The sequence below is a fragment of the Aeromonas sp. ASNIH7 genome (assembly GCF_002903485.1).
GTDB lineage: Bacteria > Pseudomonadota > Gammaproteobacteria > Enterobacterales > Aeromonadaceae > Aeromonas > Aeromonas caviae.
The window spans coordinates 894,593-916,805 of record NZ_CP026226.1 but is presented as its reverse complement, the minus strand read 5'-3'; the positions used below and the strand labels follow the sequence as shown (position 1 = coordinate 916,805).

Sequence of the window (22,213 nt, the reverse complement as noted above, 5' to 3'; positions counted from 1 at the left end):
CCTTGATAACCGGCTCCGCCCCGATGCGGAGGGAGAGGTGGGAGAGAAGGATGTCGATCGTACAGCGGATCAGATTGGGCTTTACGCTGCTGCTGGTCCTGTTGCTATTGCTCGGGGCCATCAGTTACCTGAAGACGACCTCCATTCACGGTCGTTTCCAGCAGGTGACCGAGGAGGCGACGCCTCAGGCCCTGACCGCCAGCCGGCTGCGCGCCGCGCTGCTGATGGCTGACAGGGACAGCCTGGCGCATCTCGCCATCCGGGAGACGTCGGCGTTCCCCGAGTCCCGTCAGCGTGTTGCCCATGACAAGGTCCGCTATGAGCAGCACATCAAGGCATTCGCGGCCCTGACACTCGATACCGAGAGTGAGCGGCAACTCGCCCGGGTCACCGACCAGGCCCCCCGGCTGTTTACCCTCTCTGAGCAGTTGATGAGCCTGCACGAAGAGTCGGTCGAGCTGGAGCGGGTGCTCTCACGGATGCGGAGCGAGCTGCTGCACCTGGACGACAACTACCGTTCGGCGGCAGACCTGCTGGTGCGTTACACGGCGGGTCGGCGCTCTTTGCAGAACAAGGCGGAGCTCATCACCAGCGGTATTGCACGGGATCTCAAGCTGATCCTGCGTGCCGACGGCAACACGGATCTGGTGGCGCTACAGGGGGTGCTGGCCAAAGACATCGACATTGCGAACCAGCGCCTGGAGCGGATTGTTGTCCCCGATGACGTCAAGGCCAGGTTCACCCGCCATGTGGCGCGCATTCCCCAACTTGTATTTGGCGACAAGGGGCTGATTGCCACCCTGGTGCGCCGTCAGCAAATCAGCCAGCAACTCCATGGCTTGCGTGAACAGCAGGAGGCGCAGAGCCAGCAACTGGGGGAGGTCCTGGACAGGCTTATCGCCATCAGCAACCAGAGCATGCAGGAGGACAGGCTGAGTGCCGACGTCGCGGTTGACAGCGCCCGCACCTGGATCGTGATGGTGGCCCTGTGTTCCGTGCTCACCGCCCTCATTGTTGCCTGGAGTACGGCCCGCAGCATCCAGGTGCCGCTGGTGCGGATCAATCGGGTTCTCGGTCTGATGGCACAAGGGGACATGACGCTGCGGGTTCGCTACCCCGCCAGGAACGAGCTTGGTGAGGTTGCGAACTCCATCGACCAGCTGGCCCACCACACCAAGACGCTTCTGATGGAGGTCCAGACCGGCTCTGAGTACCTGGTGAGCGAGACGCGCAAGACCGCAGAGATCGGCGAGCAGGTGATGTCGCAGGTGCAGGCGCAGAAGGCCCAGACCGATCAGGTAGCGGCCGCCATCTTCGAGCTGGAGACCAGTGCGACCGAAGTGGCGCGCTCGAGCGATCATGTTCGTCGGGAGGTGGGGGAGGCCAATGACGAGAGCCGGCGCGGACGTCATCTGATGCAGGCCAATCGGGATGGCATCGAGCAACTGGCGACCGACATCGCCGGGGCCATGGCGATCACCCGCAAGCTCGAAGGCTACAGCAGCAACATTGGCAACATTCTCGAGGTGATCCGTGGCATGGCTGAACAGACCAACCTGCTGGCCCTCAATGCGGCCATCGAAGCGGCCCGTGCCGGGGAGGCCGGGCGGGGCTTTGCGGTGGTGGCCGAGGAGGTGCGGGCGCTGGCTACCCGTTCACAAGGGGCGACCCAGGAGATCCAGGTGATGATCGACAACCTGCAGGGATGCGCCCGCGATGTGGCGAGCGTGATGGCCCAGAGCCATGAGCAGACCCAGCAGAGTGTGCAGCAGACCCGGGATGTCGAGAGTGCCCTGGCGGGGATCGCCTCGCGCATGGAGGCCATCAAGGAGATTGCGGATCACATGGCTTATGCCGCAGCGGAGCAGATTTCGGTGAGTCAGGGAGTGGCCCAGCACGTGGCGGCCATCGCAGACGTGGCTCACGAGACCGAGCAGGCGTCCCGGGTATCGGCGAGCAGTGGTGAGGTGTTGTCGGGGCTGGCCAGCCAGCAGCAGAGTCTGGTGGCCCGTTTCAAGGTGTAGGAGAGAGGCGATGTGGAAATCTGTGAGTGCCCTGCTGGTCTGGGGGCTGAGTACGGCGGCGGTATCCCAGGAGCTGGTGCTGGAAACCTGGCGCGTGGATGACGAGGCGCTCTGGAAGGAGCAGTTTCTGCCCCGTTTTCAGGCGATCCATCCCGAGATCACCCTTAAGCTGCATTCGCAGCGCTCGGCGGATTACGATCGGGAGCTTGCCGAGCGGCTGGCGGCGGGGAAGGCGGGGGATCTCATCACTTGCCGTCCTTATGATCAGTCCCTGCGGCTGTTCCAGCAGGGGCATCTGCTGGATCTGACGGACCTGCCCGGGATGGAGAACTTCCCGAGCTTTGCCAAGGCCGCCTGGCAGACCGACTCCGGGGCCCAGACCTTCTGCCTGCCCATTGCCTCCGTGATCCAGGGTTTCTACTTCAATGTCGATATCTTCAACGCCCTTGGGCTGACACCGCCGCGAACCCGTGCCGACTTCTTCGCCGTGCTGGAGAAGGTGAAGCAGGATGGCCGCTATCTGCCGCTGGCACTGGCGGCTCACGACAGCTGGGTGGTCTCCGAGCTTGGTTATCAGAACATCGGTCCCAATTACTGGCATGGGGAAGATGGTCGCCTGGCGCTGATCAACGGTCAGGCGCGAGTGACCGATGCCCCTTATGTGGCGGCGTTTCGTGAGCTGACGAGCTGGCGGCCCTACATAGGGGACCATCCTGCCGATGCCACCGAAGCACAGGCGGTGGATGCCTTTGCTGCGGGCAAGGCCGCCATGATAGTGGCGGGCTCCTGGTCTCTGGCCCAGTTCACCGGCAAGGTCAATTTTGGTGCCTTCCCGCCCCCCGTCGCGCGGGAGGGGGACACCTGCTATTTCACCGATCACACCGACATGGGGATCGGCATCAATGCCGCCAGCCCGAACAAGGAGGCCGCCCTGAAACTGGTGGAGTGGATGGCAAGCGCCGACTTTGCCGAGCGTTTCTCCAATTCGGTGCCCGGTTTTTTCTCCCTCTCCAACCACTTCTTCGAGCTCAAGGATCCGGTTGCGAGCACCATGATGGGCTGGCGGGATACCTGCGATTCCACCTTGCGTCTGGGGGCGCAGTTCCTCACCCGGGGTGAGCCATCGCTTACCACAGAGCTTGCGGAGGTATCGCAATCCGTGGTGCTCGGCACCATGACGCCGGAAGCGGCCGCCGCGCGCATCCAGCAGGGGTTGGCAAGCTGGTATCCCCCCCAGAAGGCGGCCACGAGAAGATCCAGTCTGTGTGAAGCGGACGAGCCTCTCCCCACGCTGGCAACCAGCGCGGCCACCGGGACGGAATCCCCCTTCGCAGCGCCTTGACGGTGGCCACGCTCCCGCAGGGATCTGCACACACACCAAGGCGCCTTCAGGCGCCTTGTTTCATTCAGGTCGACCGGGGTCATCGGGTTGTGATTGCCAGGCTTTGGCTGGTGTCATCGGGCCAGGTCGAATTGAGGGCCGGCAGAAGAGGGACGCCTGGTTATGTGTAGTCTCTGTGCTATGTCAGAGAGTCAAGGTGGAATACGCGGCAGGGACTCGTCGCTCGCTGGACAGGCGGCTGACAAAAGAAAAACGGCCCGAAGGCCGCTTTGCGCTGATGCTGTCCTGGGATCTGATGCTGCCCAGGGAACCGCCCCGGTCTGTGTTCACCCCTTGTACGGCAGTGTGGTATCACGCACCACAATGCTCAACTCGGGCAGTTCGTCCGAGTTCAGCTCCGTGTTCTCGATCAAACCCAACAGAGTCTTGACCATCTTGACACCCATCTCGTAGATGGGCTGACGTACCGTGGTCAATGGCGGGTTGGAATAAGTAGAGAAGGGCAGGTCGTCAAAACCGATGAGCGAGACATCCTCAGGCACCCGCAAGCCGCACTGCTTGAGCCCCAGAATGGCACCGTAACAGGTCTGATCGTTGGCGCAGAAGATGGCGGAGAATTTCCGGCCGCTCTCCACCAGCTTCTTGACGGCATTGAGCCCGCCGACTTCGGCGAAATCCCCCTGGATGACCAGGGAGGGGTCATATTCGATACCTGCGCTCACCAGGGCCTGGCGATAGCCATGATGACGCTCGATGGCATCGTTATGATCCGGTAAACCGACGATATGGGCGATGTCACGATGACCCAGATCCAATAAATAGCGAGTCGCCATGTAGCCACCCAGCCGGTTATTGATACTGAAGGAGTGTACCCGCTCGGTCATGATATTGTGACCTGTGGCCACAATCGGTATTTGCTGGGAAAACTCGAGCAGTGTTTGCTGATTGACGTGGCCGGTCAAAATAATAAGGCCATCAACCCGCCGGGCCACCAGCAGGCGCAACCGCTCAACTTCTTCTTCCGCATTCCAGTGACCGCTGACAATCAGCGGCACATACTCCATGCCCTGAAGAGTGTGTTCAACACCCCGCAACATTTCGTTGGAAAATGGACTCTCCACATGTTGGGTCAAAACACCCAGGGTCATGGACTGACCCGTTTTCAAATATTGCGCCATCAGGTTGGGACGAAAATTCAATTCCTGAATGGCATCTTCCACCGCCTGACGTTTATCTGCGGCCACTTTGGCCGAGCCGTTCAATATCCGGGATACAGTGCTTGCCGAGACACCGGCTCGGCGGGCGATATCATAGACAGTGGCTTTTTTCTCCTGAGCTGACTTCGACATCCCCCCTCCGTACTCGACTGTGAAAACCCCTGGTCATGGCCAGTGTTATATGAATATCTTCTTAATAAATCAGCAAGTTAGGATACCCGTTTCCCCTGGTGGTGACAAGCGATGATGCGCCTTGCCAGGGGAGGGAATGCTACTGCTGGGCGGCAAAAAAGACCTCTTTTGCCTTGGTAAAACCGGCTTGCTCGGCGGCTTTGACCCAGGCGAGCGCCTGCTCATAGTTTTTGCTCTGAACGGCAGTGCGAATATGCTGATAATAATCCAGTTCACCCAACGATTTATCTGGTGAGACCATCACGGGTGATATGGTTTTTGCGATCTGCGTCGCATTTGCAGCAGGCTCTGCGTCCAGCGTCAAATATAGGCGTCCGGTAGCAGAGTGAGGCACTTCCACATTGATGAGGCGGGCGACATCCGTGGTGCGATCATATTGCATGGCGCGCTGGAGATCGTCCGGGTTGAGCCGGGTACTGCCCTGCATGTCCTTCGCAGTGGAATAGATCACCATATAGGCGGCCCGAGCGCTGCCGATGGGGGCCGGAATGGTGAATTCCCCCTGAATGTTCTGCCCTGAAATTAACGAATGACCGTCATAACTGAATGTGGAACCGGGAATGGTTTGAACGGCGTTGTATTGCTCGTCCAGCAACAGGATGCTGGGCAGGAAGACGGTATAGTCGACCGGAATGGTTATTTTGACGCGGGTTGCCTGGCTGACTTCGGGCAGCGAGAAGGCCATTACATAGCTTTTGCCTGAATCAAATGCATAGACCTGGCTGTCGGTGCTTACATCGACCCAGCGGCTCTCCTGCCCGAGGGACTGGAAGCGAAGTTCCTTGAATGACTCGACCGCCACCTTGTTCGACAATTGTTCCCGACCTTGTTCAACCTGTTGCTGCAGGGCGGAGACTGCCGATCCTGGCGAATGCTCCGGGCCCATGCCGGCGCATCCGGCCATCAGCAGACTGACCAGGAAAGGCAGACACTGCTTCGTTCCCTTCATCGTGTTTCCTCGTATGCAATGCGGGTCCCCAAGGGACCCGAGATTATAGTGCAGATAAGTATCGCGACCTAACCTACCACCACATGTCCGCCTGTACACCGACCAGGAAATCTTCCCGGTCTTCCTGCCAGGGGGTCTCGTTGTTGTGATCGACATAGGTCGTCAGAATGCGGATCTCCGGTGAGGGCCCCATGCCGGTATTGACGGTGAAGGTCGGCACTATGCTGACCTTGTGAGAGGTGCCACCCCGTTCGACGTTGTCGATGATCAGGTTGTTTTTCACATATCCGACTTCCGTCTGGATGGAGAAGAACTCATTGATCGGGAATACCGGGCGCAGAGATGCGGCATACCAGGAATCATGGCCACCCAGCTCGTAATCGTTGTATTGATAGGAGAGGGTCGGCAGCAGATGAATATTGGCGCCATACCAGCCACCCCAGAGGAAGAGGCGGTAGGATTGATCGCCTTCCATCACCTTGGACTGGTAGGGTTTATAGCCATCCGCCGTGTCCTGCAGTGTCTTCTGATACAGGGAGCCCTTGCGATACATGGCGGTATTGGTCAGGTTGGCACCCAGCAAGTCCCCTGAACCCAGCCCACGTCCTGCCTGGGCGATGAACTTGGAGAAGCCGCCCGGCATGAAGAAGAAGTCGTCGCGGGAATAGATGACGGTTCCTTCTGCCCCCTTGGTCGCATATTGCTTGTTGTCGCCGGTGAACTCGTTGCTGGGCATCTGCTTGAGTGCGATCTCCATGTCCCAGGCACCATAGAGGGCGCTGGTGTGGAGGGTGTGCATGGTGGCTTCAGTGCCATTGGCGCGGTCGGAGTGGCTGGTGTCGTTGCTGTTGATATAGGCAAAGTCCCACTTGCCACCCGCCATCTCCATGGCTTTGATGCCGACGCCGGTTCCCGAGTAGTCCGTGTAGAAATAGTCGGTGGTCCAGATGTAGTTCTCGCGGTCGTAATAGCGCAGGCCACCCCACATGGTGGATTTGACCCCATAGGTCCAGACACTTTTTCCCGCTTAGGATTGTGATACCCGACTGCGCAGAAATTCCCGGGGTGAACGGTATCCCAAGGCGCTGTGCGGGTGGTGTTCGTTATAATGCTCAAACGCGATAGCCAAATTGCCTACCGCTGTTCGGCTATCCGGTTTTGGCATCATCTCGATATAGTCTCGCTTCATCGTCTTCACGAAGCTCTCCGCTATACCGTTACTCTGTGGGCTTCTCACCGCAGTAGTTCTGGGCTCCAACCCGATTTCTCGTGCAAACGCGCGGGTCTCATGGGCTCGATACGCCGAGCCATTATCAGTCAGCCACTCCACCGGTGATGCCGGCAACGAATCCCCAAAGCGACGTTCGACAGACCTCAGCATGACATCTTGCACAGTGTCACTGTCGTAACCCCCAGTACTGGCCGCCCAGTCCAACGCTTCCCTATCGCAGCAATCCATGGCGAACGTGACACGTAGTTTTTCACCGTTATCACAGCGAAACTCGAAGCCATCTGAGCACCACCGTCGATTGCTCTCCTTGACGGCAACACGCCCCTTATGTGCCTGCTGGGCCAATGGTGCAGCTGGTTTTCTTTCCAGCAGCAAGCCATGCTCGCGCATGACGCGATATACCCGCTTAGCGTTTACCACAGGTTGTTCTGTTGCCTCAGACTGACGCCGTAACAGCGCCCAGACCCGGCGATAGCCATAGGAGGGAAGCTCTGCCATCGCCTCCATGATACGGCCAAGTAAGGCTGCATCATCACGCTGGCGATGATGACGACCATCTTGCCAACCCGGTTTTCGATGAACACGAACGGATAGCTGCGCACGCGATACATTAAGAGCCTGGCTCACAGCACTTAATCGTCGTCCCCCGGCAACAAGGGCGCATGCGCAATCCATTTTTTTGCTCGACCATACTCCACGGCTTCTTTGAGGATCTCGTTCTCCATGGTCTTCTTCCCGAGCAGACGTTGTAGCTCTCGGATCTGCTTGATGGCAGCAGCCAACTCGGAAGCAGGAACAACATCCCCACCGGCGGTGATCGCCGTGAGAGACCCTTCTTGGAATTGCTTACGCCATTTGAAAAGCTGGTTTGCGTTGACGTCGTGCAAGCGAGCAACATGAGAGACGGTCATCCCGGGCTCAAAGGTCTGCTGCACGATGGCGATCTTTTCTTGTGGAGTCCGGCGTCGACGGCGCTCGGCCCCTGTTAACACTTCGACCATCTTCTCGTTGTGACTAGTACTGAACATAGCTCCAAGACTACCTCTTAAGTTAAGAGGGGCGAAGTGTCTGGATCTTCAAGGGGCCAATCTACATGGTCCCGGTCGGGGTGATGCCACCCAGCTCCACATAGGTTTCTGACACACCGCTTTCGCGAGGCGCGGCACGGGTTTGCAGGCCATCGGCATCGGACTCCACCTTGAAGTGGATGTTGACCGACTTGTTGCTGCCCAGATCCCACAACTTGTTCAGGCCCGCTTCCCAGCTGTTGTCCAGCTCGGAGCCCAGGCGCCCCATGGTCTTGTCCATCTCATATTCGTACCCCGCCTTGGCGAAGTTGTCCTTGGCGTCAAACATCGAGCCGGCACGAATATAACCGTGGAAGCCAAAACTCTCGGCGGCATTCGATACTGCGGGCATTGCCAGCCCGCAACATGCCCCGACAAACAAGGCGAGTGACTTCAATTTCATCTTATTGCTCCAATCCGTAGAAAATTATTTTCAATCGATTTCTCGAAGATTCAATGCCTTGTCACTTGATCTGCTGGCAGGGCTGATTGCTGTCAAAGTCTGCCGGGATGGCTGTTTTCAGGGCCACGTTGGTGAAGGCGAAGCGCAGACCGGCCATGGAGTCCCAGGCCCCGCTCAGGTAGAGCGCCTTTTGCACCGAGCCTGTGTTGGCCGCCGGAATGAGAGAGGCGACCGGCAGGATGCAGCGGTACCAGGTGTCGTCATCGGGCACGATGTTGCTGTCCATGGTGAAGAAGGTGCCAAAGTCCGGGCCTGCGGTACCGTCCATGCGGATCTGGATGTTGGGGGAGTCACCGTAGCTGGAGACTTTCAGGTCGAGCAGCATGGCGCCGTCCTGATAGGCGGAGAGATCCCCATTGGCGCTGTCGGTCCCGAGGAAGGCGGCGCCATTGCCTGGCAGGTCCATGGTGATGACCTGGTTTTCATCGGTCAGGGTGCCGCCGAAGCTGGCTGCCGGGTAATCGGCGCTGCGGTCCAAGGCCTGGCTCTTGTCACCGGAGTAGTAGAGTGCGGCATCGGTGGCCACCAGCGCGGGGGCATTGTTGACGCCGGAGCCTGTGTCCGGATTGGTACCTGGATCGGTGCCAGGATCGGTGCCAGGATCGGTACCGGGATCGGTTCCCGGGTCTGTGCCTGGGTCTGTGCCCGGTTCGGTAGCGCCGCCAGGCGCTTCACAGGTGACCGGGTCGACAACGGGCTTGGCCGAGGTGGTGAGCAGGTACTTGATGTTGGTGATTTCGTAGTTGAAGGCTTCTTTGGTGGCTAGGTGGAACGGTGTGCCCACAGTGGCGAGGTTGATGGCCGTGGCACCGGGGAAGGGCTTCATGCAGTTGATGGGCAGCGTGAGCGTTTCCCAGTCGCCGGAACCGGTCAGGGCGCTGGCAATGGGCAGGCTGCTGCGGTTGGGATACTCGTTGTCGATGGAGGCATTGAGCACTTCCGGCACCTTGCTCTTGGTCCGCAGCTGGAACTCGATGAAACCGGAGGCGTATTTGCTCAGGTTCAGAGGGGTGGCGGATTTGAGCATGAAGGTGCCATCTCCGTCACCGGCTACCTGTACATCGGCGGTGTCATCGGTACCGGCATTGTTGATGAGCACGGCGCTGATGCTGGTCATGGCGACGGGAGAAGCGGTGACCGGTTGCAAGCTCCAGTTGTCCTTCTCTGACTGGATGCTGGGGGTTGTACCCCCATTGGCACCGACCCCGAACAGGATCAGGATACTGTCGCCAGGGGGCGTGGTGCCACCGTTGTCGCCACCGTTATTACCACCGGTGTTGCCACTATTCGAGTCGATATTATCGGCCCCACCACACCCGCCAAGCAGGGCAGCGGCGATCAACGACGCCAAAAGTCCTTTTTTTGATGCATTCATACTGACCACTCCAATCAATGGGAAAAATATCCACCGCGATGAACCGTCAAGACTCAAACAGACGCTATGCAATCGATGCCAAGACAAATCATGCTGGCTTCATTTTCTTGAAATCGATTTCCAATGCAATGCTTATCCCCTGTGATGATCAAAGTTTGTGTTTCAAATCACAGAAAACGTGTCCTGACGACCAGCTGATGGGATGTTAAAGAAAGAGTTATCTTTAAATGAAAAGAGTTCATGATATTGTTTTTAATGGTTTATTTTATTTTTCTCTTGAGACTGACGATCAGAGGGAAAGTATCGGAGTAGATCTGCAATGTATCGGAGGTGATTGCGATGTGTCGATTTCTGAGTAACACTTAAATTGACTTCGATTTCATGGTGTATTGCATGAAAACCAGGCTGTCATCAACCTTGCGGGGGCCTCTCCAGCGGTTCAAGCACCAGGAGTGTCCAGCCTTGACTGGTGATGGCAGACAGCATGCAGTCGATGAGGCCAATGGCGTCGGTCGTCAGAGCGATGCTGAGGCCGGGTTCCTGCTGGGTCGGTACCGACCCGGGATGGTGCAAGCCCCCTGTGCCAGATAGCAGATCGCCATCTTGGAGAAGACCAAGGATGCACCGGCGACGGAGGGCTGGTCACAAATCCTGGAGAGGCAACCCGCGATAGGGTCGCCCCGCAGCACCGGCCATGAACCACAGGCCCGGCACCATGGCGCGCTCATCCTCTTCGAAGGAACGCAAAATGGTGCCAGGCATGCATTGCATGATCATCGCCTCCCCAGGGCCAGCAAACCCGAGCAGCGGTCAGCATGATCGGTGCTGTGCTCGCTGTGTCCGCCAGGCCTGAATGCGCGCCTGGGTACCGATGACGAAGACAAAAAAGACCGGCACGAAGAAGATGGCCAGCAGGGTGCCGCTGATCATGCCGCCGAACACGCCGGTGCCGATGGCATGCTGGGTCTCCGCGCTGGCACCGCTGGCAAGCATCAGCGGCACCACACCGAGGGTGAAGGCGAGTGATGTCATCAGGATGGGGCGCAGACGCAGGCGTGCGGCGGTCACCGCAGCGTCAAGCAGCGAGCGCCCTTCGCCGTGCAACTGGCGGGCAAACTCCACGATGAGGATGGCGTTCTTGGCCGACAGGCCGATGATGGTGATCATGCCCACCTTGAAGAAGACGTCGTTGGGCATGCCGCGCAGCATCACCGCCGCCACGGCGCCGAGCAGGCCCAGGGGGACCACCAGCATCACGGAGAGCGGAATGGACCAGCTCTCGTAGAGCGCGGCCAGCACCAGGAAGACCACCAGCGCCGACAGCAGCATCAGCAGGGGGGCCTCGGCCGCCGACTGGCGCTCCTGCAGCGACTGTCCCGTCCAGGCCAGGGCGAAGCCTGGCGGCAATTGCGCCACCAGGCGATCCATTTCCGCCATCGCGGCGCCACTGGACACCCCGGGGGCGGCACTCCCGGAGAGACGCACGGCGGGGAAGCCCTCGAAGCGCATCATCTGTTGCGGCGACTGGCGCCAGGTCGGCGTCACCACCTCTCGCAGGGGCACCATGCCGCCGCTGGCATTGCGCACCCGCAGGCCGAGTACGTCATCGAGCTGCATGCGCGCCTTGGCGTCGGCCTGCAGGATGATCTGCTGCATGTGCCCGCCGTTGGGAAAGTCGTTGATGTAGAGCGACCCCATCGCCGCCGACAGGGTGCTGCTCACGCTGGTGAACGAGAGTCCCATGGCCTCGGCCTTCTGCCGGTTGATCTCGAGGTGAATGCTCTCGCCGGGGGGCAGGCTGTCGGGATAGACATCGCTCACCACCTCGCTTTGGGCCGCCAGTGCCAGCAGTTGCGCCTGGGCGGCCTGCAGCGCGGCCTCCCCCTGGTTGGCCCTGTCTTGCAGGAAGAGCGTGAAACCCGAAGAGGTGCCCAGTTCGTCGATGGCGGGCGGCAGCAGGCTCATCACTGTGCCTTCCTTGCTGTTGGCCATGGCGGCCTGTGCCAGCTCAGCCTCTTTGGCGGCCGTGGCACCATGACGCTGGTCCCACTCTTTGAGCATGGTGAAGGCCATGGCCGCATTGGGGCCGGCGCCGGAGAAGCTGAAGCCCTGCACCACCAGGTTGGTGTCGAGCGCCTCGCGAGAGGCTACATGGGCCTCGAACTCCTTGATGACGGCCAGGGTGCGCTCGCTGGTGGCACCGGTCGGCAACTGGATGGAGGTCATGAAGTAGCCCTGATCCTCGTCCGGCAGGAAAGAGGAGGGCAGCTGGGTGGCGGCGATGGCCAGCACGGCGCAGAGGGCGGCGAAGGTGACCATCACGCGTCCGCTGCGCCCGACCAGCCGGGTGACCCGAACGCTGTAGCCCACCGTGAGCCGCTTGACGCCCCGGTTGAAGGCGCCGAAGAAGCCGCGCTTCTCATGGTGATCCGGGCTGACCGGACGCAGCAGGGTGGCGCAGAGCGCTGGCGTCAGGGTCAGGGCGAGGAAGGCGGAAATCAGGATCGACACCGCCATCGACAGGGTGAACTGCTGGTAGATGACCCCCACGGAGCCGCTGCCGAACGCCATGGGGATGAACACCGCCGTGAGCACCAGGGTGATGCCGATCACCGCCCCGGTGATCTCCTTCATGGCCCGCGATGTCGCCTCCCTGGGCGATAGCCCCTGGGTGGCCATCAGGCGCTCGACGTTCTCCACCACCACGATGGCGTCGTCGACGATGATGCCGATGGCCAGCACCATGCCGAACATGGTGAGGGAGTTGATCGAAAAACCGGCCAGCAGCATCACCGCGAAGGTGCCAAGCAGGGCGATGGGGGCGACGATGGCCGGGATCAGGGTGTAGCGCAGGTTCTGCAGGAAGAGAAACATCACCAGGAACACCAGCACCATGGCTTCCAGCAGGGTGTGGATCACCTTGTCGATGGAGACCTTGACGAAGGGGGCCGAGTCGAACGGGATCGAATAGGCCATGCCCGCCGGCAGAGTGGGGGCGAGCTGAGCGAGACGGGTGCGCACCGCATCGGCGGTGCGCACGGCGTTGGCGCCGGGGGAGAGCTGAATGGCAGCGCTGGTGGCGGCCACGCCGTTCTCCCGGTTGGAAAAGGCGTAGGATTGCGCCCCCAGCTCGACCCGGGCGACGTCACCCAGCACCAGCTTGGCGCCATCACTACCGGCCCGCAGCACGATGGCGGCGAACGCCTCGGGAGTGGTCAGCTGCCCCTGTACCGTGAGGGGAACCGTCAGTCGCTGGCCAGGCAGGGCGGGTTCGTCGCCGAGGCGCCCCGGTGCAATCTGCACGTTCTGCTGCTCGATGGCCTGCGCCACCTCGCTGATGGTCAACCCGTAGGCGGCGAGCTTGCCCGGATCTACCCAGATGCGCATGGCCTGCTCGGCGCCGAACAGCTGCACTCGCCCCACCCCGTCGATGCGGCGTAGCTCCTGCACGATATTGCGCGCCATGTAGTCGTTCAGCGCGACCTCATCGAAGCGGCCATCCGGTGAAGTCATGCCGACCATCATCAGAAAGCCGGACGAGGCGGACTCCACCTGCAGGCCGGTTTGTCGCACCGCCTGTGGCAAGCGAGGCTCGACCGCCTTGATGCGGTTTTGCACGTCCATCTGGGCCAGCTCCGGATCGGTGCCCGGCTTGAAGGTGGCGGTGATCTGCGCGCTGCCGGAGGCATCTACCGATGACTCGAAGTAGAGCAGGTTCTTCACCCCCGACAGCTCGCGCTCGATAAGGCTCACCACCGCATCGTTCAGGGTCTGCGGCGTGGCGCCCGGATAGGTGGCATAGAGGGTCACCGACACCGGCGCCACCGAGGGATAGCGGGAGATGGGCAGCTTGGGGATGGCGATGACCCCCGCCAGCACGATGAAGAGGGCGAGCACCCAGGCAAACACCGGGCGATGAATGAAAAACTGCGGCATGAAATGTCTCCGATTCAACGGTTACCGGCGTCAGCCTGCTGGCTGACTGCGGGGGATTGCCAGGGATGGGCAATGACTTGCGTCCCCGGGGTCAGGCGGTCGATCCCCTCGATCACCACCCGCTGTCCGGCGTTGAGCCCGGACGTGATGCGGTACTGGCTATTCACCAGTTCAGCGGTGTTGACCGGAACCAGTTGTGCCTGCCCCTGGCCATCCACCACCCACACGCTGGTCTGGCCCGATGTGCGCACCACCGCCTGCTGAGGCACGCTCAGGGCGTTGGCATAGCGGGCACGGGGAATGCGCGCCTGTACGTAGAGGCCGGGCAAGAGCCGCCGCTCCGGGTTGTCCACCAGTACCCGCAGCAGTACGTCACCGGTACCGGCATCCACCTCGATGCCGGAGAAGAGGATGTGCCCCTGCATGCCGAGCGGCTTGCCGTCGCTGCCGAGGATGTCCACCGCCAGTTCCGGTGCCGTCGAGCCAGCCTGCTGGCGCAGGGTGTCGAGCACAGAGGCCGGTTGACGGACATCGACGTAGACCTGATCGATCTGCTGGATCCTGGCCATGGGGGTGGCGTCGGTGGGGGACACCAGAGCCCCTTCACTCACCAGCGCCTGATCGATGCGCCCGGCGATGGGGGCTTCCACGCTGGCAAATTGCAGGTTCAGCTGGTGCCGGGCCAGGGTCGCCCTGGCCTGAGCCACGTCGGCGGCCGCCTGATCACGCTGGGAGACCGCATCGTCATAGGTCTGGCGGCTGATGGCCTCGGTGCGCAGCAGCGGCACCAGACGGTCAATCTGGATACGGGCGCGGGCCAGCACGGCCTCCGCGCGCTGCAATGCTGCGGCGGCGCTGTCGACATCCGCCTTGAAGGGGGCCGGATTTATCTGGAACAGCACGGTGCCTGCGCCGATTTCGGCGCCCTGCTCGAACAGGCGGCGCTGCACGATGCCGCTAATCTGGGCCCGAATTTCGGCGCTTCGCACCGCGGCCACCCGGGCGGGCAGATCCTCGCTGATGACCAGGTCCTGACCTGCCAGCGTCATCACCGACACCTGAGGACGGGTCGGCGCATCTTGCGCTTGCGACGCCCCATCGCAACCTGCCAATCCGAATACGGCAATGACGGCGAGCAGGGTGCCCGCATACCGCTGTTTGACAAACATCATACTCACCTCGTTAAACCGTCTCCCGGGCATGGTACTGCCGCGAGAGCACATCGAACGGGCATTATGGAGAGGGGCTATTGCGAATGATTCGAGGCTTTGTGGAGAATCCATGTAGGCGGTGATAAAGTTCAAGCCCACCATTTTCGAGTCCGACCATGTCGTATCTTCCTGCTTCCGCCAACCCGGCGGCCCAGTCACTGGTACTGATTGCAGAGGATGAAGCCGAGATAGCCGACATCCTCGCCGCTTACCTGCAACGCCACGGATTGCGCACCCTGCATGCCGCCGATGGCCGCGAAGCCCTGGCCATGCACCAGACATGCAAACCCGATCTCCTGTTGCTGGATGTGCAGATGCCGCAGCTCGATGGCTGGCAGGTGCTCAGCGAGATCCGTGCCCGTGGCGACACGCCGGTGATCATGCTGACCGCCCTGGATCAGGACCTCGACAAGCTGATGGGGCTGCGCATGGGGGCGGATGACTATGTGGTCAAACCCTTCAACCCGGCCGAAGTGGTGGCCCGGGTACAGGCGGTGCTCAGACGCATCCAGGCTGCGAAGCAGACCATGGCCCGGGTGCTGCGGGTCGGCCCCTTCCAGATCGATCTGGAGAGCCACGAGGCCAGCATTTGCCGCGATGAGGGGCAGCAGGTGCTGGATCTGACCCTGACCGAGTTCAAGTTGCTCGCCTCCCTGATGCGGGCACCCAAGCGGGTGTTCAGCCGCGTCGAACTGCTGACCCACTGCCTGCCGGAGGGGGATACCCAGGAGCGCACGGTGGACAGCCACATCAGCAAGCTGCGCAAGAAGCTGGAGGCACAGGGCATCCAGGGGGTGCCCGCCAGTGTCTGGGGCGTCGGCTATCGCTTCGGGGGTGATGCGTGACATCGGCACCCGGCCTGCGCAGGCAGATCATCCGCTCCCTGGGGCTGATGGCGCTCGGCATCATCTGCCTCGCGGTGATCGGCACCTATGTGTTCTACGCCATTGCCGTGACCTATGTGCCTGGCAGCATCTCCGAGAGCTGGATGCCCTCCAGGGTCGAGATGATCTGGATTGGCTCGACCATTCTCATTGCATTGGGGATGGCGCTGTACGTGGCAGTGCGCCTCTCTCGGCGCATCCTGACTCCCCTCAACTCGGTGGCAACCAGCCTGCGCGAGGTGGCCGAGGGTAAGCTCGATGCGCGCGTGCCGCTGGATGAACAGGCGATCGGGGAGACGGCGCAACTGGTGCGGGACTTCAACACCATGGCCGAACGGCTGCAGAGCATGACCCGTGAGCGGGAGTTCTGGAATGCCGCCATCGCCCACGAATTGCGCACCCCGGTGACCATCTTGCGTGGCCGCTTGCAGGGGCTGGCCGAAGGGGTATTTCCGCCAGAGCGTGCGCTCTTTGAAGGCTTGCTGCGTCAGGTGGAGGGATTGACCCACCTGATCGAAGACTTGCGGGTACTCAGTCTCAACGACAGCGGCCACCTGGAGTTGCAACGAGAGGAGATCAGGCTGTCCGACGAGCTTGCCGTGGTGCTTGAGGCGTTTGCCACCCCTCTGGCCGCGAGCGGTTTCACCCTCAAGCGGGAGCTCGATACCGAGCTCTGGGTCTGTTGCGATGCACTTCGCATCCGTCAGGCCCTGATGGCGCTGCTGGAAAATGCCCAGAAGCACGCGGTGCCGGGCATGCTGACCGTGCGCCTGCATCGTTCTGGCACCCAGTGCATCCTGAGCGTGGAAGACGAAGGGCCCGGCATCAGCGAGGAGGTCGCCGCCCATATCTTCGAGGCGTTTCGCCGGGGGGATCCGTCACGCTCGCGCAAGAGTGGCGGCAGCGGGCTCGGGCTGGCCGTGGTCAAGGCGATTGCCGAGGCCCACGGCGGCAGTGCGGTCTGCCAATCCGGCGGGCGGGGCGGCACCCTGTTCCTGCTTTCCTGGCCCCTCTTGCACCCTGACGGCAGGTCATGACCCCGCATTGCCGCATCGGCTCGGGATGGGCGAGCCGAGGCGCGTGTGTTGACTGTGATCCAACAGCCCATAAAAAAAGCCCATCTCATGGGGAGAGACGGGCTTTTTTTATGGCTTGCAGGCAGCGCCCTCTTGGGGCGCGCCGGGATCAATGCTCGGCCAGCAGGGGCTCTCCCTCCTGGCGTTTGTCGTGGATGGCAAAGCGATCGACCAGGGTGGCACTGGCGTCGTTCAGGCCGATGACCGCCACCTCTTTCCCCTCACGGCGGAACTTGATGACCACCTTGTCGAGGGCCGTGATGGCGGTGATGTCCCAGAAGTGGGCGTGCGTCAGGTCGATGACCACCTTCTCCACTTCCTCCCTGAAATCGAAACCGGCCAGGAACTGCTCGGCGCTGGCAAAGAAGACCTGGCCCCGCACCAGATAGGTACGCACGGCGCCGCTGCGCTCGCTGTCGCTCTTGACCACCATGACGCGGGCAACCTTGTGGGCGAAGAAGAGGGAGGCGAGCAGCACCCCCACGAAGACCCCGAGTGCCAGGTTGTGGGTCGCGACCACCACGGCGACGGTGGTCACCATCACCAGGTTGGTGGAGAGGGGGTGGCTCTTCAGGTTGCGTACCGACTCCCAGGAAAACGTGCCGATGGAGACCATGATCATCACGGCCACCAGGGCTGCCATGGGGATCTGACGGATCCACTCATCCATGAAGACCACCATCAGGATGAGCAGGGTCCCCGCCACGAAGGTGGAGAGGCGGCCGCGGCCACCGGATTTGATGTTGATGACGGACTGGCCAATCATGGCGCACCCCGCCATGCCTCCCAGCAGACCGGCGCCGATGTTGGCGATCCCCTGACCCTTGCACTCGCGGTTGCGATCGCTTGGGGTGTCGGTCATCTCGTCGACGATGGCTGCCGTCATCATGGACTCGAGCAGTCCCACCACCGCCAGCCCCGCTGAATAGGGGAAGATGATGGCCAGGGTCTCCAGATTGAGGGGAACGTCGGGCCAGAGGAAGACCGGCAGGGTATCGGGCAGCTCGCCCATGTCGCCCACGGTACGGATGTCGATGCCCAGGGTGATGGCCACCGCCGTCAGGATGACGATGCACAGCAGGGGGGAGGGGAGCAGTTTGCCCACCACGGGAACGAGCGGGAACAGATAGATGATGCCAAGCCCGGCTGCGGTCATGGCGTAGACCTGCCAGGTGACGTTGGTGAGCTCGGGCAGCTGGGCCATGAAGATAAGGATGGCCAGGGCGTTGACGAAGCCGGTCACCACGGAGCGGGAGACGAATCGCATCAGGCTGCCGAGCCTGAGGTAGCCCGCCGCTATCTGGAAGAGGCCGGTGAGCAGGGTGGCCGCCAGCAGATACTGCAGGCCATGTTCCTTGACCAGGGTCACCATCAGGAGCGCCATGGCGCCGGTGGCGGCGGAAATCATGCCGGGACGACCGCCGACGAAGGCGATGACCACGGCGATGCAGAAGGAGGCATAGAGGCCGACCTTGGGGTCGACGCCCGCAATGATGGAGAAGGCGATGGCCTCCGGGATCAGCGCCAGGGCGACGACGATGCCCGACAGCAGATCGCCCCGTATGTTGGAGAACCACTCTTGTCTTGCACGTTCCAGCATGGGGATTTTCTCGCTCGTTGAGGATCCATGGCCACAGGCCCGCAAATCAGGGGGAATGGCGGGGATCACAGGGTTGGACTGGCTGTTGATGGTCGGGTAAACCGGCCGGTCGGCATAACCGGAGTCAGGCGGCAGAGGCCGCACAGGGCAGGGTCAGGGCGGCGTGACGGCCACCCCAGAGCACATAACAGGCATAAGGGGCGCATGTTAACAGTCGGTGCCAGGCCGGGGAAGCCCGGATTGTTTTATCTAGCACAAGAGCAGCCAACATAGACCAAACAAGGGGGCTCTGTCGCTTTCATCGGAGTGCCCGATGTGGTTATGGCGATAGCGAGGGGGGCAACACCATGGGACCGGCCACCGTACGGGCGGCCTCGTCACCTCGCAGTACCCGTATTATCTCGAGAGCGAACTCGATGGCGGTACCCGGGCCCTGGCTGGTGATCAGGCGATGGGCTTCATCGGTCACGACCCGCGCCGTGCTCAATTGTGTCGCGGGCAGACGGGCCTGAAAGCCCGGGTGGCAGGTGGTGCTCGCATCCCCCAGCAAGCCGTGATGGTGCAGTACCACGGCGGGTGCGGCACAGATGGCGGCGCGCCAGCGGCCGAGGCCTGCCTGCTCCCGTAGCAGGTCGATGGCGAGGGGGGTGTCGCGGATCACTTCGCTGCCGGGCAGACCGCCCGGTACGACCATGGCATCGAAGTCACGGGTAGTCAGCTCGTCGAGATGGCAATCCGCCACCAGTTGCACCCCGCGAGAGGCTCGGATCTGGCGCGCTCCAGTGGGGCAGCAGGAGGCCAGCACCACATCGATGCCACCCCGAACCAAGGTATCGACGATGGCAACCGTCTCTATTTCTTCCGACCCAGGGGCCACCAGTACCAGTACGCTCATCCTGCACTCCTTGCTTGCCAGCTGCTCTGCTCAGCGCTTCTCTTTGACGGCCTGATAGAGGCCCTGATTGACCGGCACCGCGATACCGTGAAGGACGGCCTTGTTCAGCAGGAAGCCGGTGATGGCCTCGATCTCGGTCTCGCGGCCCTGTTCCATGTCCTGATACATGGAAGAGTAATTGTCGGCGGTGAGCTCCACCACCATCATGACGCGGCGTAGCAGCTCTTCGCTGCCGGTAGGCTGACCTTCGGCCCGCATGACGTCAGCCACTTCCACGCAGATTTGCTGCAGGGCATCGGCAAAACGCGGACCGGCCAATTCGCCGTTCTTGAGCTTGTAGAGCGCGGTGAGGGGATTGATGGCGCAGTTGACGGCGAGTTTCTGCCACTGGCGTGTCAGGATCTGCTCATCCCAGCCGGCCTGACCCAGGGCGCTGGCCAGCTCGTCGGCGAGGTGGGCATGGGCACGGGCCGCTTCGTTGACAGGGCCCAGCCAGGTCTCCCCCTTGCCGGTGTGGCGGAACACGAAGTGGCCGCTCTGCATGGCGCCATGGCTGGTGACGCCGGCGATCACGGGGTTGTCTGGGAAGAGTGCGACCACCTGATCGGCGATCCCCATGCCGTTGTGCAGCAGCACGATGGGCACCCCTGCCGCCAGTTGCCCGACCAGGGGAGTGAGGGCCGATATCACCTGCCCCGCCTTGGTCATGACCAGCAGGCGTTTGATGCTGCCCGGCTTGTCGATGAAGGCGCGTTCGATGGCCAGGAGCTGGGTATGCCCCTCAAGGGAGGTAAAGTCGACGCCGGGGTGCAAGGTGGCACGATGGCGCTCGCGCAGCAGGAGGCGGGTTGCTTGGCCGCTTTGGGTCAACAGGGAGGCGAAGACGCCGCCCAGGGCGCCGCAGCCCAGCAAGGTCCACTCGGGAGAGGCAGGGTGACGGCGTGTTTTCAGGTTGTTGTCGCGTAATCCGCTTGGCATGAAGAGGCTCGATCATGGGAAGGGCTGCCATCCTGTCAACCGCCAACCCGGGATAAGGGAAGATGTCGCTTGGTGAATACCTGGAACCGGTGCATGAGCTGGCTGTCGGGTCGTGCTCAAGGCTCATGCGCAGCCAGGGAGCCTCATGTATGCATGACCATACGGGTTCCTGGGCTGCACTTCACCGAGTGTCGGACCTCTCGCGACCGCTCCTGGACGGGTTCTAACGGGTCTCACCATTCCTGTGCGCAGGGGATTCTAGCAGAGCAATCCCATCGAAATCAGCAAATTTGCCCGTTTTCTGGTAGATTTGCCCACCTGTCAGCACAACCTGAAGTACAGCATGAGGAGCCCGGCTATGCCGTCATTCGATATTGTCTCTGAAGTCAAAATGAACGAGGTGTTGAACGCCGTTGATAACGCCAACCGTGAACTGGCGACCCGTTTCGATTTTCGTGGTGTGGAAGCCAGCTTCGAATTGAACAAGGAAGAAGTAAAGCTGGAAGCCGACGCCGATTTCCAGCTCAAGCAGATGGTCGAGATCCTGCGCGGCGCCCTGCTCAAGCGCCAGATCGAGAACAGTTCCATGGACGTGGGTGACAGCGTTCACTCCGGCAAGCGTTTCCACCTGACCGTGAAGTTCAAGCAGGGGATCGACAAGGAAGTCGCCAAGAAGCTGGTGAAGCTGATCAAGGATTCCAAGATCAAGGTGCAGGCCGCCATCCAGGGCGACGAGGTGCGGGTTACCGGCAAGAAGCGCGACGATCTGCAGGAGACCATGGCTCTGGTGCGTGGCGCCGAACTGGGCCAGCCGATGCAGTTCCAGAACTTCCGCGACTGATCCGGGCGGGGAGGGCGAGTCTCTCCCCTTGTTCCTGCATCAGGCCATAAAAAAACCGGAGCCATGGCTCCGGTTTTTTGTGTCCGTCGACGACAGGTTCGATTAGAACTTGTAGGTCACGGAGAAGTAGTGGCCGAAACCAGTAGACTTGAAGGCATCGGAGTTATCGATACCGTAAATCTCGTTGAAGTATTTCAGACCGTAACCGACGGCATAGCGGTCAGAGTGCCAGTAGATACCGTGGAAAGTCGCCAGACCATCGGAGTGGCTGGTATCTTTCATGCCCCAGGTGTAATCCAGATAGCCTTGGTAAGAGATGAAGCTGCCGTTGGAGAAGGTGTAGAACGGCTTGAACCAGTTCATGGAGAACTGTTGGCCACTCCAGCCTTCGCCTTCACCAGAGAAGGTTTCGTTAGCATGGCGCTTGTAAAGGTTCATGCCCACTTTACCAAACCACGGAACCATCACGTCAGCACCGATACCAACAAAGGCATCATTCAGCCCCTGTACACCACCGATGTTAAACAAGCTGGCAACATAAACTTCCTGTACCGGACCAAAGGAGAGATCCTGACCGGTCAGGGCATCCAAGGACATGCGCGGAGCAAACTTCATGAAGAGGTTTTCTTGCTTGTGCTTGTCGCTGTGACGTGAGTCGAATATATCGAAGTAATCAACGTAACCGTACAGGTCAAAAATACCGGATCGACCTCCAAACTCCATTTCGAAGTAGGTATCGTTGTAACCATCCGGACCATGAGGTTTCTGGTCGATGGTGTGCATCACGTTGAACTGCATCCACTTATAATCGTTCTTGTGGATGTCGCCGCTGTAGTCGGCAGCAAAGGCCGGAGTGGCGGAGGCAGCCAGCAGACCGGCAGCGATCAGAGTCTTGGTAAATTTGGCCATTTTATTGGTCTCTTGTGCGTTAG

16 protein-coding genes and 1 pseudogene are annotated in these 22,213 nt (G+C 61.0%); 5 read left to right on the top strand and 12 right to left on the bottom strand.

Features of this window, described 5'->3' with window-relative positions; all coding sequences use genetic code 11:
- Positions 1 to 50: 50 nt before the first annotated feature.
- Both C2U47_RS04085 and C2U47_RS04080 read left to right on the top strand, forming a co-directional pair.
- A complete protein-coding gene (locus C2U47_RS04085; protein WP_010673342.1) occupies positions 51 to 2,024 on the top strand; it encodes a methyl-accepting chemotaxis protein in 1,974 nt (657 codons plus the stop codon).
- A 10-nt stretch (positions 2,025 to 2,034) separates the two neighbouring features.
- Positions 2,035 to 3,366 (top strand): ABC transporter substrate-binding protein, encoded by a 1,332-nt coding sequence (locus tag C2U47_RS04080; protein WP_010673343.1) that lies wholly within the window; start codon positions 2,035 to 2,037, stop codon positions 3,364 to 3,366.
- Positions 3,367 to 3,692: 326 nt separating this feature from the next.
- Here C2U47_RS04080 and C2U47_RS04075 read toward each other — a convergent pair whose 3' ends face one another.
- The 8 genes and pseudogenes from C2U47_RS04075 to C2U47_RS04040 all read right to left on the bottom strand — a co-directional run bounded on the left by C2U47_RS04075 (position 3,693) and on the right by C2U47_RS04040 (position 14,968).
- Positions 3,693 to 4,715: a LacI family DNA-binding transcriptional regulator gene (locus C2U47_RS04075; RefSeq protein ID WP_041201452.1), complete on the bottom strand. Its 1,023-nt coding sequence runs from the start codon at positions 4,713 to 4,715 to the stop codon at positions 3,693 to 3,695.
- Between the two features lie 139 nt (positions 4,716 to 4,854).
- Positions 4,855 to 5,724, bottom strand: a complete 870-nt coding sequence (locus tag C2U47_RS04070) for a MalM family protein (RefSeq protein WP_010673345.1) — start codon at positions 5,722 to 5,724, stop codon at positions 4,855 to 4,857.
- Between the two features lie 73 nt (positions 5,725 to 5,797).
- The gene (locus tag C2U47_RS04065; protein ID WP_103261462.1) at positions 5,798 to 6,712 is read right to left on the bottom strand and encodes a carbohydrate porin; all 915 of its coding nucleotides are present in this window, start codon (positions 6,710 to 6,712) and stop codon (positions 5,798 to 5,800) included.
- A gap of 45 nt (positions 6,713 to 6,757) precedes the next feature.
- Positions 6,758 to 7,956: pseudogene (locus tag C2U47_RS04060) on the bottom strand (IS3 family transposase); the annotation flags it as partial.
- A gap of 88 nt (positions 7,957 to 8,044) precedes the next feature.
- Positions 8,045 to 8,425, bottom strand: a complete 381-nt coding sequence (locus C2U47_RS04055) for a carbohydrate porin (protein ID WP_233735862.1) — start codon at positions 8,423 to 8,425, stop codon at positions 8,045 to 8,047.
- A gap of 61 nt (positions 8,426 to 8,486) precedes the next feature.
- Complete coding sequence (locus C2U47_RS04050; RefSeq protein ID WP_158657388.1) at positions 8,487 to 9,860, bottom strand: putative glycoside hydrolase; 1,374 nt, start codon at positions 9,858 to 9,860, stop codon at positions 8,487 to 8,489.
- Positions 9,861 to 10,670: 810 nt separating this feature from the next.
- Positions 10,671 to 13,796: a multidrug efflux RND transporter permease subunit gene (locus tag C2U47_RS04045; RefSeq protein WP_010673350.1), complete on the bottom strand. Its 3,126-nt coding sequence runs from the start codon at positions 13,794 to 13,796 to the stop codon at positions 10,671 to 10,673.
- A 14-nt stretch (positions 13,797 to 13,810) separates the two neighbouring features.
- Positions 13,811 to 14,968 carry an efflux RND transporter periplasmic adaptor subunit gene (locus tag C2U47_RS04040; protein ID WP_010673351.1) on the bottom strand — a complete coding sequence of 386 codons (1,158 nt, stop codon included), beginning with the start codon at positions 14,966 to 14,968 and terminating at the stop codon, positions 13,811 to 13,813.
- 155 nt (positions 14,969 to 15,123) lie between these two features.
- Here C2U47_RS04040 and C2U47_RS04035 point away from each other — a divergent pair, with 155 nt between their 5' ends.
- Together C2U47_RS04035 and C2U47_RS04030 are read left to right on the top strand one after the other, a co-directional pair.
- Complete coding sequence (locus C2U47_RS04035; protein WP_010673352.1) at positions 15,124 to 15,852, top strand: response regulator; 729 nt, start codon at positions 15,124 to 15,126, stop codon at positions 15,850 to 15,852.
- Positions 15,849 to 16,928 carry an ATP-binding protein gene (locus C2U47_RS04030; protein WP_010673353.1) on the top strand — a complete coding sequence of 360 codons (1,080 nt, stop codon included), beginning with the start codon at positions 15,849 to 15,851 and terminating at the stop codon, positions 16,926 to 16,928. Before C2U47_RS04035 ends, C2U47_RS04030 begins: the two co-directional genes overlap by 4 nt.
- A 148-nt stretch (positions 16,929 to 17,076) precedes the next feature.
- Here C2U47_RS04030 and C2U47_RS04025 read toward each other — a convergent pair whose 3' ends face one another.
- The 3 genes from C2U47_RS04025 to C2U47_RS04015 form a co-directional block, all read right to left on the bottom strand.
- Positions 17,077 to 18,567: a SulP family inorganic anion transporter gene (locus tag C2U47_RS04025; RefSeq protein ID WP_010673354.1), complete on the bottom strand. Its 1,491-nt coding sequence runs from the start codon at positions 18,565 to 18,567 to the stop codon at positions 17,077 to 17,079.
- Between the two features lie 319 nt (positions 18,568 to 18,886).
- Entirely contained in the window at positions 18,887 to 19,462 is a 576-nt protein-coding gene (locus C2U47_RS04020; protein ID WP_049636258.1) for a DJ-1 family glyoxalase III, read from the bottom strand.
- Between the two features lie 30 nt (positions 19,463 to 19,492).
- Entirely contained in the window at positions 19,493 to 20,440 is a 948-nt protein-coding gene (locus C2U47_RS04015; RefSeq protein WP_103261459.1) for a ketopantoate reductase family protein, read from the bottom strand.
- A gap of 358 nt (positions 20,441 to 20,798) precedes the next feature.
- Between C2U47_RS04015 and C2U47_RS04010 the strand changes: the two genes are divergently transcribed.
- Entirely contained in the window at positions 20,799 to 21,281 is a 483-nt protein-coding gene (locus C2U47_RS04010; RefSeq protein ID WP_010673357.1) for a YajQ family cyclic di-GMP-binding protein, read from the top strand.
- Positions 21,282 to 21,383: 102 nt separating this feature from the next.
- Here C2U47_RS04010 and C2U47_RS04005 read toward each other — a convergent pair whose 3' ends face one another.
- Positions 21,384 to 22,190, bottom strand: a complete 807-nt coding sequence (locus C2U47_RS04005) for a nucleoside-specific channel-forming Tsx family protein (protein ID WP_103261458.1) — start codon at positions 22,188 to 22,190, stop codon at positions 21,384 to 21,386.
- Positions 22,191 to 22,213: the final 23 nt, after the last annotated feature.